Source organism: Oceanobacillus salinisoli (assembly GCF_009733865.1).
In the GTDB taxonomy this organism is placed as follows: Bacteria; Bacillota; Bacilli; order Bacillales; family Amphibacillaceae; genus Oceanobacillus; species Oceanobacillus salinisoli.
In genome coordinates this window covers 1-14,584 of record NZ_WOFB01000020.1, presented here as the reverse complement: position 1 = coordinate 14,584, position 14,584 = coordinate 1, and the positions used below count along the sequence as shown (strand labels likewise).

Here is a 14,584-nt window from a genome sequence, read left to right as displayed (position 1 = left end):
AAGAAGAGGATTCGGTGTAGTAAAATTTTAATGTCCATCGTATAAGAAATCCTATCACATTCGCTAAAAGATGAGCGATGATGAGTTTTTCTGAAAAAAAAGGATAATTGTGAGCGTTCAAAAAGTGTTTTTTTGAACTAACTCTAATGGATATGTAGGAGTGAACATCAGAATGGGGAGCAAACAAAGGAAAGTACGTAATTTTTCGATTATAGCTCATATTGATCATGGTAAATCGACATTGGCTGATCGGATTTTAGAGAATACTGAAACGGTTTCTAAGCGCGAAATGAAAGAACAGCTTTTGGACGGTATGGAGCTGGAAAGGGAACGGGGAATAACCATCAAGCTAAACGCCGTACAACTGAAATATCATAGTAAAAACGGGGAAGAGTATATTTTTCATTTAATAGATACCCCTGGGCATGTCGACTTTACGTATGAGGTATCGAGAAGTCTTGCTGCATGCGAGGGTGCGATACTTGTGGTGGACGCTGCACAGGGAATTGAGGCACAAACGCTGGCGAATGTTTACTTAGCAATGGAAAACGACTTAGAGATTATTCCTGTTATTAACAAAATTGATTTGCCGAGTGCTGACCCTGATCGAGTGAAACAGGAGCTTGAGGATGTCCTTGGAATCGATGGGGATGATGTTGTTTTAGCATCAGCAAAGGCCAATATTGGAATAGAAGATATCCTGGAAAGAATTGTGGAGGTCGTTCCAGAGCCGGCTGGCGCCCCGGAAGCACCATTAAAAGCACTTATTTTTGACTCTTTATATGATTCGTACCGTGGTGTTATCGCCTATATTTGTATTAAAGAGGGTTCTGTGAAGGTGGGCGATAAAATTAAAATGATGGCCACTGGAAAAGAATTTGAAGTAAATGAGGTGGGGGTATTTACACCAAAAGCTGCCTCCAGGGAGGAACTGACGGTAGGGGATGTAGGATTTATTACAGCATCCATTAAACATGTTGGAGATACACGTGTAGGGGATACGATTACGCATGTCGATAATCCTGCTAATGAGGCGCTTCCTGGATACAGACGGTTAAATCCAATGGTTTATTGCGGACTGTACCCTGTTGATTCCAATGATTACAACGATTTAAGAGAAGCGCTGGAACGTTTGGAACTGAATGATTCCGCCCTGCAATATGAACCTGAAACGTCCCAAGCATTAGGATTTGGTTTTCGCTGTGGATTTTTAGGGTTATTGCATATGGAAATAGTTCAGGAACGGATTGAGAGGGAATTTAACATTAGTCTGATAACAACTGCTCCCAGTGTTATATTTGAGGTGGAAAAGACAGACGGAGAGACCATTTCCGTTGATAATCCATCCGAAATGCCTGATCCGCAGCAAATTCAGGACATCCGTGAACCATACGTGAAAGCAACCATTATGGTGCCGAACGATTATGTAGGAGCGGTCATGGAGATTTCTCAGAAAAAGCGCGGTAATTTTGTGGATATGCAGTATGTAGATGATATTCGGGTAAATGTGATTTACCACATCCCTTTATCGGAAATTGTCTATGACTTTTTTGATCAACTAAAATCACAAACAAAGGGTTATGCATCGTTTGATTATGAACTTATAGGATACCAGTCATCAAAATTAGTGAAAATGGATATTTTGCTGAATGGGGATACTATTGACGCGCTATCCTTTATCGTTCACCGGGATTTTGCTTATAATCGCGGAAAACAGATCGTCGATAAATTAAAAGAGCTCATACCACGACAGCAATTTGAGGTTCCGGTTCAGGCAGCCATTGGCAATAAAATTGTTGCCCGTTCCACTATTAAAGCGGTTAGAAAAGATGTTACTGCAAAACTGTACGGTGGAGATATTTCACGTAAGCGTAAGTTGCTCGAGAAACAAAAAGAGGGTAAAAAACGCATGAAAATGGTTGGGGCCGTCGAAGTGCCACAGGAAGCATTTATGGCCGTACTTGAAATGAATGAAGATTAATATGATTTCATAAGGGAAAACTTAGCTGCGTGTTATACCACTAAGTTTTTCCTTTTTAGGTTACAAGTAAATAAGACGACGAGGCGTATGCCTGTTTTAAAATAAGGAGAGAAACATTTGTGAAACAAATTCAATCCGTATACATCCATATTCCATTTTGCACACAGATTTGCCATTACTGTGATTTTGTGAAGTTTTTTTATAACGAGAAATTGGCAACAGAATATTTGCATGCATTGGTTAATGAGATTAATACAAATATAGAAGGAAACCATAATAAAATACGAACCCTCTATATCGGAGGAGGTACACCAACCGCATTAAATGATAAGCAATTAAAGTTTCTACTGGAATTTCTCCGTAATAAATTTGACTTGGAAAACTGTGAGGAATATACAATTGAAGTCAATCCGGGAGATATTGACAGTGAAAAAGCCAAACTATTAAAAGACAATGGGGTATCTAGGATTTCCTTTGGTGTGCAAGTGATGGATGACAAGCTGCTGGAAGAAATTGGCAGGGTACATCGTGTAAAAGATGTATATAAGACAGTGGATTTGTTTCATCAGTACCACTTCAGCAATATTAGTCTTGATTTAATGTATGCATTACCACATCAAACAGTTGAGCAATTTAAACATTCACTTGATCAAGCATTGGAGTTTAATCTCCCTCATTATGCTACGTACGGGTTGCAGATTGAACCTAAAACAGTCTTCTACCAGCAGCATAAAAAAGACTTGCTGCATCGTCCTACAGAAGATGATGAAATCTTCATGTATGAAATACTAAAGGATTCGATGAACAAGAAGGGGATTAAACAATATGAAATCAGCAACTTTGCAAAGCCTGGGTTTGAAAGTAAACATAACCTAACCTACTGGGGAAATGGTTACTATTATGGATTTGGAGCTGGGGCCCATGGTTATTTGCCGGGAAAAAGAATTACTAATTTGAGACCATTACCAGCCTATGTCAAAAAAGCTATGAACGATGGAAAGCCTGTGTTGCAGGAGGAAGGGATTACACGTAAAGAAGCAATAGAAGAGGAGATCTTTCTTGGGTTACGCAGGATGAAGGGGCTGAGTAAACAAGCTTTCCTTTCCAAGTTCGGATTGTCTGTTGATGCTCTATTCAAGGAACAAATTCTCAAATTAACCAAACAGAATTTGATATATGAAGAAGATGATTCCATACGTTTAACGGATAGTGGAATGCTGCTTGCAAATAGAGTGTTTGAAGAATTTATGTTAGAAGATTCCGATTTAGTGTGGATATAGGCTTACTTTATTGACAAAGAATATAGGATTTGATAATTTATAAATAGAATTAGCACTCAGAACTTAAGAGTGCTAACAGGGGTGAACATCATGCTAACTGAAAGGCAACTATTAGTATTACAAATGATTATTGATGATTTCATCGAGACCGCTCATCCGGTTGGCTCACGTGCCCTTTCAAAAAAGGAAAGCATTCCATATAGCGCTGCCACAATAAGGAATGAAATGGCAGATCTTGAGGACATGGGTTTTTTGGAAAAAACACATTCTTCTTCTGGACGTATTCCTTCTGAAAAAGGGTACCGTTATTATGTGGATCATCTTATAGCACCATTGTCCAATCAGCATAATATGAAAATAATAAGGAATGTTATTGAAGACGGCTTTTATGAATTTGAACAAATTGTTCAGATGTCAGCAGAAGTGCTTTCGGAGTTGACCAATTATACTTCGATTATATTAGGTCCTGAGTTAGGTGAAACCAAGCTGAAACAACTTCAGATTCTGCCTTTATCTGTCCATACAGCAGTTGCAATTTTAGTTACGGATACCGGCCATGTAGAGCATCGGTCGTTTACGCTTCCGGATGAGATTAATTCCTCTGACCTTGAAAAAATGGCGAATATACTTAATGACCGGCTGCAAGGTGTTCCAATCATTTGGTTAGAAGAAGTATTTCAAAGGGAAATAGTTGGTTTACTGAAACGTTATATTCGTGATTTTGATCAATCGTATCAATATTTACAGGCAATCTTCTCGCATGAGCATCCTGTAAAATTATATATAGGTGGAAAATCCAATATTCTCATGCAGCCGGAATTCAATGATGTTGATAAGATTCGCTCTTTTTATACCATGATGGAGAATGAAAATGAAATAGCGAATCTCCTTAAAAACACAAAGCATGGTATCGGTGTTTCTATTGGAAATGAAAATGAGGTTGACGCAATAAAGGATTTGAGTCTGATAACAGCATCCTACCAATTAGGTGAAGGACAAATTGGAACCATCGCACTGCTCGGACCTACGAGAATGGAGTACAAAAAAGTGATTTCGCTTTTGTCCAGTCTATCCAATGAAATGTCAGAGGCGCTTTATAAATGGTACAGAGCTTCTGAATAGGATTTTCCCTAAGAATGTGGTAGGGTATATCTGCCACATTTCTTAGGGGTGTGTTCTTATGTTTAAAAGTTTTACATAGTGTAAAGCAAAAATTTCACAAGTGGAGGTGGCAATATTGGAAGAAAACAACAAAACAATAGATGAAGAAGTCCATCAGGATGAGGAAGCTCAAGAAGAAGTTGTGGACAAAGAGGTACCAGAAGTGGAAGAAGAAAATAATTCTATCAAAGAGCTGGAGAAAAAAATAGAATTGCTTCAGACAGAAAAAGAAGAAAATTATCAGCGTCTGGTCAGGTTGCAGGCAGAATTCGATAATTATAAAAAGCGAACACTTAAAGAAAGAGAAGCGGAAAGAAAGTACAAATCGCAGGATTTAGTCAACGAATTATTGCCGGCAATCGATAACTTTGAACGTGCATTGCAAGTTGAAGTAACAGGCGATGCCAAAAACCTTGTAGAAGGGATCACGATGGTCTATAAGCAGCTTTTAGAGGCATTAAAGTCTCAGGGTGTGGAAACAATAGAAACAGAAGGAAAAGAATTTGATCCTAGCTTACATCATGCCGTGATGCAAGTGGAAGATGAATCTATTGAATCCAATACAGTAGTAGAAGAGCTGCAAAAGGGATATATGTTAAAAGACCGTGTCATTAGACCGGCAATGGTAAAAGTGAATAAATAATAGATAGAAGTTGTTAAGGAGGAAATAATAGTTATGGGTAAAATAATCGGAATTGACTTAGGTACAACTAACTCTTGTGTTTCTGTAATGGAAGGTGGAGAAGCAGTTGTTATTCCAAATCCAGAAGGAAACCGTACAACACCATCTGTAGTCGCGTTTAAAAATGGGGAAAGACAAGTTGGGGAAGTAGCAAAGCGTCAGGCTATTACCAACCCTAATACTATCCAATCTATTAAACGTCATATGGGTACAGATTATAAAGTTAAAATTGAGGATAAAGAGTATACACCACAAGAGGTTTCTGCAATTATTCTGCAACACATTAAATCCTATGCAGAAGATTATATTGGTGAAACCGTTGATAAAGCAGTTATTACTGTTCCTGCTTACTTCAATGATGCAGAACGTCAAGCGACAAAAGACGCTGGTAAAATTGCTGGGTTAGAAGTAGAACGTATTATTAACGAACCAACTGCAGCAGCACTTGCATATGGAATTGATAAAGATGATCAAGATCAAACAATTTTAGTATATGACCTTGGTGGTGGTACATTTGATGTATCTATCCTTGATATCGGTGATGGTACATTTGAAGTTGTAGCAACAGCAGGTGATAATCGTTTAGGTGGAGATGACTTTGACCAAGTCGTCATTGATCACCTTGTTCAAGAATTCAAGAAAGAAAATGGAATTGACTTATCTAATGATAAAATGGCTATGCAACGTTTGAAGGATGCAGCGGAAAAAGCGAAGAAAGATCTTTCCGGTGTCACACAAACTCAAATTTCCCTGCCATTCATCACTGCAGGTGAGGCGGGTCCATTACACTTGGAAATGAACCTGACTCGTGCAAAATTTGAAGAATTATCTTCTGATTTAGTAGAGCGTACAATGGTTCCTACTCGCAAAGCATTGTCCGATGCTGGATTATCCAAAAACGATATTGATAAAGTTCTTCTTGTTGGTGGATCTACACGTATTCCAGCAGTACAGGAAGCAATTAAGAAAGAAATTGGTAAAGACCCATCTAAAGGAGTTAATCCGGATGAAGTGGTTGCATTAGGTGCTGCCATTCAAGGTGGGGTTCTTCAAGGTGATGTCAAAGACGTTCTATTATTAGACGTAACTCCACTTTCACTTGGTATTGAAACAATGGGTGGCGTATTCACTAAGCTAATTGAACGTAATACAACAATTCCTACAAGTCATTCACAAGTTTTCTCCACTGCTGCTGATAATCAAACAGCTGTAGATATTCATGTAATGCAAGGGGAACGTGAAATGGCGGCAGATAATAAAACACTTGGGCGTTTTCAATTATCTGATATTCCACCGGCACCAAGAGGTGTACCGCAAATTGAAGTATCATTTGACATTGATGCCAATGGTATAGTAAACGTACGTGCGAAAGATTTAGGAACAAATAAAGAACAATCGATTACGATTAAGTCTTCTTCCGGTCTTTCTGATGAAGAAGTGGATCGTATGGTTAAAGAAGCAGAAGAAAATGCGGAGGAAGATAAAAAACGCCGTGAAGAAGTAGATCTTCGCAATGAAGCTGATCAGCTTGTGTTCACTACAGATAAGACGATAAAAGACCTGGGTGATAAAGTTTCTGATGACGAAAAACAAAAAGCAGAAACAGCAAAAGATGAATTGAAACAAGCATTAGAAGGAAATGATTTGGAACAAATTAAAGCGAAGAAAGAAGCACTTCAAGAACAAGTGCAGCAGCTTTCAGTAAAGCTTTATGAGCAAGCTCAGGCAGCAGCTCAAGCATCTCAAGGTGAGGAAGGCGCAAACACTGACGATGATGTTGTGGATGCGGATTACCAAGAAGTAGATGATGACAAAGATAACAAATAATAAGATGTAATAGTTTCTATATATCCTAACCCAAAGTCAAAGTCAGGACTATCTTGACTTTGACTTTTTTACTCATGGCATGAAGAACAAGAAGCGTGTAATTATGGATATTAGAGTATTAGAATAAAGGAATATTTGCCATGATTAGTAGATTGATGGTATGATAAAACCTATGCTAAAGTGTGTCGGGAGAGTGATTTAACAGTGAGTAAGCGTGATTATTATGACGTATTAGGAATAGAAAAAGGTGCAACAAAAGATGAGATAAAAAAAGCATATCGTAAACTGGCAAGAAAATATCATCCAGATGTGAATAAAGAGTCGGATGCTGCAGATAAATTTAAAGAAGTAAAAGAAGCATACGAAGTGTTAAGCGATGATAATAAGCGGGCACAATATGATCAATTTGGCCACGCTGGGACTAATGGCCAAGGCTTTGGTGGTTTCGGCGGTGGAGCGGAAGACTTCGGTGGTTTTGGTGATATATTCGATATGTTCTTCGGTGGTGGGGGAAGAAGACGTGATCCGAATGCCCCGCAGCAAGGTGCTGACCTTCAGTATACGATGGTTCTTGACTTTGAAGAAGCTATTTTTGGTAAAGAGACTGATATTCGCATCCCTAAAGAGGAAACTTGTGATACTTGTGATGGTTCAGGGGCAAAACCTGGAACAAAAGTCGATACTTGTTCTCATTGCCATGGTACTGGTCAGCTTAATCAAGAACAGAATACACCTTTTGGTCGTGTAGTTAATCGGAGAGTATGCCATTACTGCAGTGGAACCGGAAAAGAAATTAAAGAGAAATGCAATACATGTGGTGGCAGTGGTCGAGTGAAGAAGAATAAAAACATCCATATTAAAATTCCTGCAGGTATTGATGAAGGGCAACAAATACGGGTTTCCGGAAAAGGGGAACCTGGTATTAATGGTGGCCCAGCTGGAGACCTCTTTGTCGTGATTCAAATAAGAGAACACGAATTCTTTGAGCGTGAAGGAGATAACATCTATTGTGAGCTGCCAATTAATTTTGCGCAAGCAGCCTTAGGTGATGAGCTGGAAGTACCAACCGTTCATGGAAAAGTGAAATTAAAAGTACCTGCTGGAACGCAAACAGGAAAAATGTTCCGATTAAAAGGGAAAGGTGCACCAAATGTCCGTGGTCGAGGACAAGGAGATCAGCTAATCAAGGTGCGAGTTATCACCCCAACTAACTTAACGGAAAAGCAAAAGGACTTATTGCGTGAGTTTAGCGAGCTGGGCGGTAATGATGTGACGGAAGAGCAAGATGGATCATTTTTTAAACGATTTAAAAATGCATTTAAGAACAATGATTAATCAATTGGGCTTTTTGCATAAAGTAAAGGATAGTTAAGATGCTGGAATGAATAGGGGAAATCTAATGCTTGGGCTGAGCTAAGCCTGAGCTTTTTCTAAGAAATGGGTGATCAATATGAAGTGGTCGGAGATTAGTATTCAAACAACTAATGAGGCGATTGAAGCCATCTCCAATATTCTGCACGAAACAGGTGCAAGTGGGCTGGTTATTGAGGATCCTCAGGATTTAATTACTGCGAAAGAATCGCCATTTGGGGAAATCTATGAACTGGATCCGAACGATTATCCGGAAGAAGGGGTTCGGATTAAAGCATATTTGCCAGTAAACAGCTTTTTAGGAGAAACGATAGAAGAGATTAAACAGGCGATTAATAACCTGTTGATCTATGATATTGATATTGGAGCAAACGAAGTCATGTTAAGTGAAGTGAATGAGGAAGAATGGGCTACAGCTTGGAAGAAGTATTATACTCCGGTGAAAATTTCAAAGAAAATTACAATTAAACCAACCTGGGAGGATTATACACCTGTTTCAAGTGATGAAATTATTATTGAATTAGACCCAGGAATGGCGTTTGGTACAGGTACGCATCCTACAACGGTATTAAGCATTCAAGCATTGGAGCAGTATCTTAAAAATAATGATATGGTTATAGATGTGGGCAGTGGTTCTGGAGTATTAAGTATTGCATCAGCTTTACTCGGAGCAAAGGAAGTATTTGCCTATGATTTAGACGATGTTGCAGTGAAAAGTACTAAAGAAAACGTAAAACTTAACCATTTAGAAAACCAAATAACTGCGAAGCAAAATAATTTATTGGACCATGTAAATGTAAAAGCAGATATTATTGTGTCTAATATTTTAGCTGAAATTATCGTTCGTTTCATCGGTGATGCGTGGGAAAATCTGAAAGATGGTGGATTATTTATTACTTCAGGCATTATCCAAAATAAGAAACAGCTTGTAAAAGATAAATTAATGGAGCAGGGTTTTGAAATTGTAGCAATAAATGAAATGGAAGACTGGATTTCCATTGTTGCTAAGAAAGTTTAATTTAAGGTCACTTAGCGTGTGTTTAAAAGAAACAACGGTATTAGTCATGCTATGTATTAATGAAAAGTAGGTGCATAAATTGCAACGATATTTTATTCCAACAAATGCATGGAAAGAAAATAAAGTTGTTATTACTGGTGATGATGTACACCATATTACGAGGGTAATGCGCTTTACATCAGGAGATAAAATCATATGTAATGATGAGAATGGGAAGGCTGCACAGTGCGAAATTTCACGAGTAGACACTGATTATGTGGAAGCAGCTGTTCTGGAATGGATGGAAGAAAAGGTAGAACTTCCGATAGACGTAACCATTGCACATGGTATACCTAAAGGGGATAAATTAGATCTTGTATTTCAAAAGGGAACAGAATTAGGAGCATACGCATTTATTCCGTTTAAGGCCGAGCGGTCTGTTGTCATTTGGGATACAAAGAAATGGGAAAAGAAATCAAACCGCTTTAACAAAATTATAAAAGAGGCGAGTGAACAGAGCCATCGTAATAAAATACCACATTTAATGGATCCAATGACGATAAAAGAAATAATCAAGGAAAGTTCAAACTATCATATGAAAATCTTTGCATATGAAGAAGAAGCGAAGGTACAGGATTACCATACATTTGGTTCCGTATTGAAGGAAATGGATATCAAACAGAAATTATTCGTATGTATTGGCCCTGAAGGTGGCTTTTCAAGTGAAGAAGCGAATTTACTTAAAGATAATGGCTTTCATGCGGTACGGTTAGGGCCTAGAATTTTACGAACCGAAACTGCACCATTATACGCATTGGCAGCCATTTCCTATCATTTTGAAGAATTGGAACGATAGGTGGAAGGCAAACCTTGGGTGAATGCAAAATCAGCGAATTATGGATTAAAAGCAATTAAAGGAGCGTCTACCAAAACAGCAATTTACCCATATTATTGGAAGAAGTAAAAGAGATACAATATTCCTGTAAAAAGCAACCTTTTATAAAAACACAGCTTTTAGTTGAGCTATTTTCTTGTAGTATTGCCTAGATACTGCTTCTGAAAATGCTTGTGACGAACCGGTCATAAAATTGTATGCTTTTTTTAACGTGTAAAATAATCAGTTGACCTATTGATAGGATTATATTATACTTTAAAGTGGCATGTGCGACGTGTTTACATATGCCTTATAATTTTGGTTTTGTGCTTCGGAGGGAGGGAAATTAGCATGTCAAATACAACTCGCGTTCGTAAAAACGAGTCTCTTGAAGATGCTCTTCGTCGCTTTAAACGCAGTGTATCAAAAAGTGGTACACTACAGGAATATCGCAAGCGTGAACACTATGAAAAACCTAGTGTGAAACGCAAGAAGAAATCTGAAGCTGCTAGAAAGCGTAAGTATTAAAGAAGGTGCGAACTCATGTCATTACTCGACAAATTGAATCAAGATATGAAGCAAGCGATGAAGGATAGAGATAAAGAAACTCTAGGCGTAATTCGCATGATAAAAGCTTCAATACAGAACGAATCGATTAAACTTGGTAAAGATACACTATCTGAGGAAGAAGACTTAACAATTTTGTCAAGAGAGGTAAAACAAAGAAAAGATTCCCTCCAAGAATTTAAATCCGCTGGACGCGACGATCTTGTTAAAAAAATGGAAACCGAGATATCTATTGTTGAGAGATATATGCCTGAACAGCTTTCTGATGAAGAAATATTAGAAATGGTTCAGGAAACGATTCAGGAAGTAAATGCTACATCGAAGAAAGATATGGGTAAAGTAATGGGAGCAATTATCCCTAAAGTAAAAGGGAAGGCAGATGGCTCACAAATAAAAGATGTTGTTATGCAACAATTGAACTAACAGGAAAGGTTCTTATCAGAGGATAAGAACCTTTTTTTCTTAAAAGTGCGTGTTCAAAAAGGAGGATGAAAAGGATCGAGAAGTTTGAGGCGTTGAAGCTTTGAGTAGCGGGCCCCGAGCGTGTTGTGGTGACTTCGACGTTCGACACAGGACGTGTCGGTACTTAGTCGAAGATCCCCTATCGATGTGTCCTTTTCACTGGACTTTTTGAATATCCTATAAAAGATAAGAATGTATGAATTATTGTGTTTCAATGCCTAGCTGAAGGGCTAAAGATGATGTCACACTTCCATACTGCCACTTAGGTACAATCTATCTTTATGTTTCTCTGAGGGATATGATTATGGTAGTATCTAGGTAGGAAAAATTATTTCCGTTAAATGAAACTATTCCATCTATAGGCCGTATATACTAATAACAAGTAAGGAGGTGATAAAGTTTGCGGAGAAAGACGACATCTATATACATAGCCTTAATGGGAATTATGTTCATGGTTTCCTTTTTAAATATTGATTATATCCATGCTGAAAATGATGAAGGAAGTGGTCAATCTGTTTATATAATTCCGATTGAACGTGAAGTAGAACGTGGATTGGAAGCTTTTTTAAAAAGAACGACCAGTGAAGCAATAGAATCTGGTGCAGATCATATTATTTTTGAGATTGATACACCAGGTGGTCGTGTCGACTCAGCTGGACAGATTGGCACGTTGCTGCAGAATTTGGAAGTCCCCACAACCTCATTTATCATTAATGAAGCATTATCAGCCGGTTCGTATATTGCATTAAATACCGATTACATCTATTTTGCGCCTCATGCAACCATGGGTGCAAGTGGTGTCATTAATAGCGATGGGACTGCAGCAGATGACAAAGCACAATCAGCTTGGAAAGAGAGAATGATTGCTAGTGCCCAATCGAAAGGAAGAGATCCTATTTATGCTGAAGCTATGGCTGATTCTAATATAGATTTGCCTGAATATGGAGCACCAGAAGGAGAATTTTTAACTTTGGGACCCTCTGATGCAGTGGAGGTAGGTTATGCGGAGGGGATTGTAGATGACCGTGTTGAGTTACTTCATGAATTAGGATTATCTAATGCTGCAATTATTGAAAAAGAACCAACGTTGGCGGAAGAAGTTGCCAGATTTTTAACAAATCCGGTTGTTTACTCTATTCTTCTATCTGTTGCCAGTTTGGGGTTAATTGTTGAACTGTATTCACCTGGATTTGGTATTCCTGGGATTATGGGGGTCACCGCATTAATTCTGTTTTTCTATGGACATATTGTTGCTGGTTTAGCAGGAATGGAAGCGATTGTCCTACTACTAATAGGAATCATCTTAATCATTGCCGAGTTATTTGTACCTGGAGGAATCCTTGGATTAATTGGTGTAGGAGCTATCCTTGGATCTTTGCTGATGTCAGGTTATGATTTGGGACAAATGTCGATGAGTGTAGGGATTGCGTTTTTAGTTGCAATCATATCCAGTGTTATCCTATTTAGGAGAATTGGACTGGATAAAGGGGTTTTTCGGCATATCATTTTAAGGGATCGGACAACGACAGAATTAGGGTATGTATCTACTGCCAACCGTCTGGAGCTTATTGGAAAGGAAGGTGTGGCAGTTACCTCTCTAAGACCATCTGGAATTGGCGAATTTACGGATGAACGGATTGATGTTGTTTCTGAAGGAAGTTTTATTGAAAGTGGTAGTCCAATCAAAGTGGTTAAAGTAGAAGGAGTAAGGGTTGTTGTCAGAGAAAAATAAATTTTAGGAGGAATTGAAATGTCTATTTATGATTTAATGCCATTAATTGTTATCGCGGTTATTCTAATTGCCGTAGTTATTTTATTCACGTTTATTCCGGTAGCACTCTGGATTAGTGCACTAGCAGCTGGGGTTAGAGTCAGTATCTTTACATTAATTGGAATGCGTCTTCGTCGAGTCGTACCAAACCGGGTTATTAATCCGTTAATTAAGGCACATAAAGCAGGGTTAGGTGTAAAGATTAATCAATTGGAAAGCCACTACTTAGCAGGTGGGAATGTTGACCGTGTGGTTAATGCTCTAATTGCCGCACATCGTGCAAATATAGAACTTAGTTTTGAGCGCGCAGCCGCAATTGACTTAGCTGGCCGTGATGTATTGGAAGCTGTACAAATGAGTGTAAATCCTGAAGTAATTGAAACACCATTTATTGCCGGTATTGCAATGGATGGGATTGAAGTAAAAGCGAAAGCAAGAATAACCGTTCGCGCCAACATTGACAGACTTGTCGGTGGTGCAGGTGAAGATACAATTATTGCTCGTGTTGGTGAAGGTGTGGTAAGTACAATTGGTAGCTCAGATACCCATGCGAAAGTACTGGAAAATCCTGATTCAATATCCCATACTGTGTTAGCAAAAGGATTGGATGCAGGTACGGCGTTTGAAATTCTATCCATCGATATCGCTGATGTGGATATCGGCAAAAATATTGGAGCGATTTTACAAACGGATCAGGCTGAAGCAGACAAAAACATTGCACAAGCAAAAGCAGAAGAACGACGTGCAATGGCGGTTGCCCAAGAACAGGAAATGGTTGCTCGGGTTCAGGAAATGCGTGCGAAAGTTGTGGAAGCAGAAGCAGATGTGCCACAAGCATTGGCAGAGGCATTGCGTTCCGGGAAAATGGGTGTCATGGACTACTTAAATTATCAGAATATCAATGCAGATACAGATATGCGTGATACGATAGGTAAATTAACAAAAGAAAATGATGACCATGATAAGGAGTAAATTACTTGAAAGTGTAAAGGAGGGGGTCAAATGGAAGGCTTTTTAGAAGCGATTTTTAGTAATTTCTTTCTCATTCTAATTATCCTTTCTGGGATTATTGGCTTTTTCAGAAATAATGCAAATAATGCTCGAGAAGAACAAAAGGAAAAACAGTTAAATCGACCTAAGCCAGCTTCTACTCCTCCTAGTCACAAGAAACGGCCTGAGAATCCGTCAAGAACTGGAAATCGTCCAGATCCAGCAACAACAGTTTCTATGGAGAAACAGCAGCAAGAGCAAATGGAACGTTTAGCTGATCAATTAAAAACGACAACTAGAGATACGATTAAAAATATAAGTGAACAATATAATACAAGTGAAGAGACCATTCTTCAGCCAAAAAATAATTTAACGAAAGAACAAGCCCAATTAAAAAAAGAGATTAACACGAGCTTAAATCAAAAAGGATTAATTCAAGGTATTATTATGTCGGAGGTATTGGGTGCTCCGCGCGGAAGAAAACCATACCGAAGTGTCATAGAAGAACGAAAAATCAAATAAGCTTTATATAGACCATCAACGAATAAGTGAATCACTTATTTGTTGATGGTTTTTTAATTACTTAGCGTACAATGTCAAATACTTTTTTCAAGTTTTTGG

13 protein-coding genes are annotated in these 14,584 nt (G+C 38.4%); all 13 read left to right on the top strand.

Annotated elements, in window-relative coordinates:
- Positions 1-172 precede the first annotated feature (172 nt).
- The 13 genes from lepA to GMJ66_RS14870 all read left to right on the top strand — a co-directional run bounded on the left by lepA (position 173) and on the right by GMJ66_RS14870 (position 14,485).
- Positions 173-1,981, top strand: a complete 1,809-nt coding sequence (gene lepA / locus GMJ66_RS14930) for a translation elongation factor 4 (protein ID WP_156291118.1) — start codon at positions 173-175, stop codon at positions 1,979-1,981.
- A 119-nt stretch (positions 1,982-2,100) separates the two neighbouring features.
- Positions 2,101-3,261: a radical SAM family heme chaperone HemW gene (gene hemW / locus GMJ66_RS14925; RefSeq protein ID WP_156291117.1), complete on the top strand. Its 1,161-nt coding sequence runs from the start codon at positions 2,101-2,103 to the stop codon at positions 3,259-3,261.
- Positions 3,262-3,351: 90 nt separating this feature from the next.
- Complete coding sequence (gene hrcA, locus GMJ66_RS14920) at positions 3,352-4,383, top strand: heat-inducible transcriptional repressor HrcA (RefSeq protein ID WP_156291116.1); 1,032 nt, start codon at positions 3,352-3,354, stop codon at positions 4,381-4,383.
- Between the two features lie 112 nt (positions 4,384-4,495).
- Positions 4,496-5,065 (top strand): nucleotide exchange factor GrpE, encoded by a 570-nt coding sequence (gene grpE, locus GMJ66_RS14915; RefSeq protein ID WP_407939239.1) that lies wholly within the window; start codon positions 4,496-4,498, stop codon positions 5,063-5,065.
- Between the two features lie 33 nt (positions 5,066-5,098).
- Positions 5,099-6,931, top strand: a complete 1,833-nt coding sequence (gene dnaK, locus GMJ66_RS14910) for a molecular chaperone DnaK (protein ID WP_156291114.1) — start codon at positions 5,099-5,101, stop codon at positions 6,929-6,931.
- Positions 6,932-7,135: 204 nt separating this feature from the next.
- A complete protein-coding gene (gene dnaJ, locus GMJ66_RS14905; protein ID WP_156291113.1) occupies positions 7,136-8,266 on the top strand; it encodes a molecular chaperone DnaJ in 1,131 nt (376 codons plus the stop codon).
- Between the two features lie 115 nt (positions 8,267-8,381).
- Positions 8,382-9,320 carry a 50S ribosomal protein L11 methyltransferase gene (prmA, locus tag GMJ66_RS14900; RefSeq protein WP_156291112.1) on the top strand — a complete coding sequence of 313 codons (939 nt, stop codon included), beginning with the start codon at positions 8,382-8,384 and terminating at the stop codon, positions 9,318-9,320.
- 79 nt (positions 9,321-9,399) lie between these two features.
- Positions 9,400-10,155, top strand: a complete 756-nt coding sequence (locus tag GMJ66_RS14895) for a 16S rRNA (uracil(1498)-N(3))-methyltransferase (protein ID WP_156291111.1) — start codon at positions 9,400-9,402, stop codon at positions 10,153-10,155.
- 369 nt (positions 10,156-10,524) lie between these two features.
- Positions 10,525-10,701 (top strand): 30S ribosomal protein S21, encoded by a 177-nt coding sequence (gene rpsU / locus GMJ66_RS14890; RefSeq protein WP_156291110.1) that lies wholly within the window; start codon positions 10,525-10,527, stop codon positions 10,699-10,701.
- 15 nt (positions 10,702-10,716) lie between these two features.
- Positions 10,717-11,163: a GatB/YqeY domain-containing protein gene (locus GMJ66_RS14885; protein ID WP_156291109.1), complete on the top strand. Its 447-nt coding sequence runs from the start codon at positions 10,717-10,719 to the stop codon at positions 11,161-11,163.
- Positions 11,164-11,653: 490 nt separating this feature from the next.
- The gene (locus GMJ66_RS14880; protein ID WP_407939238.1) at positions 11,654-12,934 is read left to right on the top strand and encodes an NfeD family protein; all 1,281 of its coding nucleotides are present in this window, start codon (positions 11,654-11,656) and stop codon (positions 12,932-12,934) included.
- An 18-nt stretch (positions 12,935-12,952) separates the two neighbouring features.
- Positions 12,953-13,945 carry a flotillin-like protein FloA gene (gene floA / locus GMJ66_RS14875; protein WP_156291108.1) on the top strand — a complete coding sequence of 331 codons (993 nt, stop codon included), beginning with the start codon at positions 12,953-12,955 and terminating at the stop codon, positions 13,943-13,945.
- A 30-nt stretch (positions 13,946-13,975) separates the two neighbouring features.
- Positions 13,976-14,485, top strand: a complete 510-nt coding sequence (locus GMJ66_RS14870) for a hypothetical protein (protein WP_156291107.1) — start codon at positions 13,976-13,978, stop codon at positions 14,483-14,485.
- Positions 14,486-14,584: the final 99 nt, after the last annotated feature.

Excerpts from the sequence above, each read along its gene's own strand:
- hrcA (WP_156291116.1), top strand. The coding sequence starts at position 3,352 with ATGCTAACTGAAAGGCAACTATTAGTATTACAAATGATTATTGATGAT.
- prmA (WP_156291112.1), top strand. The coding sequence starts at position 8,382 with ATGAAGTGGTCGGAGATTAGTATTCAAACAACTAATGAGGCGATTGAA.
- dnaK (WP_156291114.1), top strand. The coding sequence starts at position 5,099 with ATGGGTAAAATAATCGGAATTGACTTAGGTACAACTAACTCTTGTGTT.
- floA (WP_156291108.1), top strand. The coding sequence starts at position 12,953 with ATGTCTATTTATGATTTAATGCCATTAATTGTTATCGCGGTTATTCTA.
- GMJ66_RS14885 (WP_156291109.1), top strand. The coding sequence starts at position 10,717 with ATGTCATTACTCGACAAATTGAATCAAGATATGAAGCAAGCGATGAAG.
- rpsU (WP_156291110.1), top strand. The coding sequence starts at position 10,525 with ATGTCAAATACAACTCGCGTTCGTAAAAACGAGTCTCTTGAAGATGCT.
- GMJ66_RS14870 (WP_156291107.1), top strand. The coding sequence starts at position 13,976 with ATGGAAGGCTTTTTAGAAGCGATTTTTAGTAATTTCTTTCTCATTCTA.
- lepA (WP_156291118.1), top strand. The coding sequence starts at position 173 with ATGGGGAGCAAACAAAGGAAAGTACGTAATTTTTCGATTATAGCTCAT.
- GMJ66_RS14880 (WP_407939238.1), top strand. The coding sequence starts at position 11,654 with ATGGTTTCCTTTTTAAATATTGATTATATCCATGCTGAAAATGATGAA.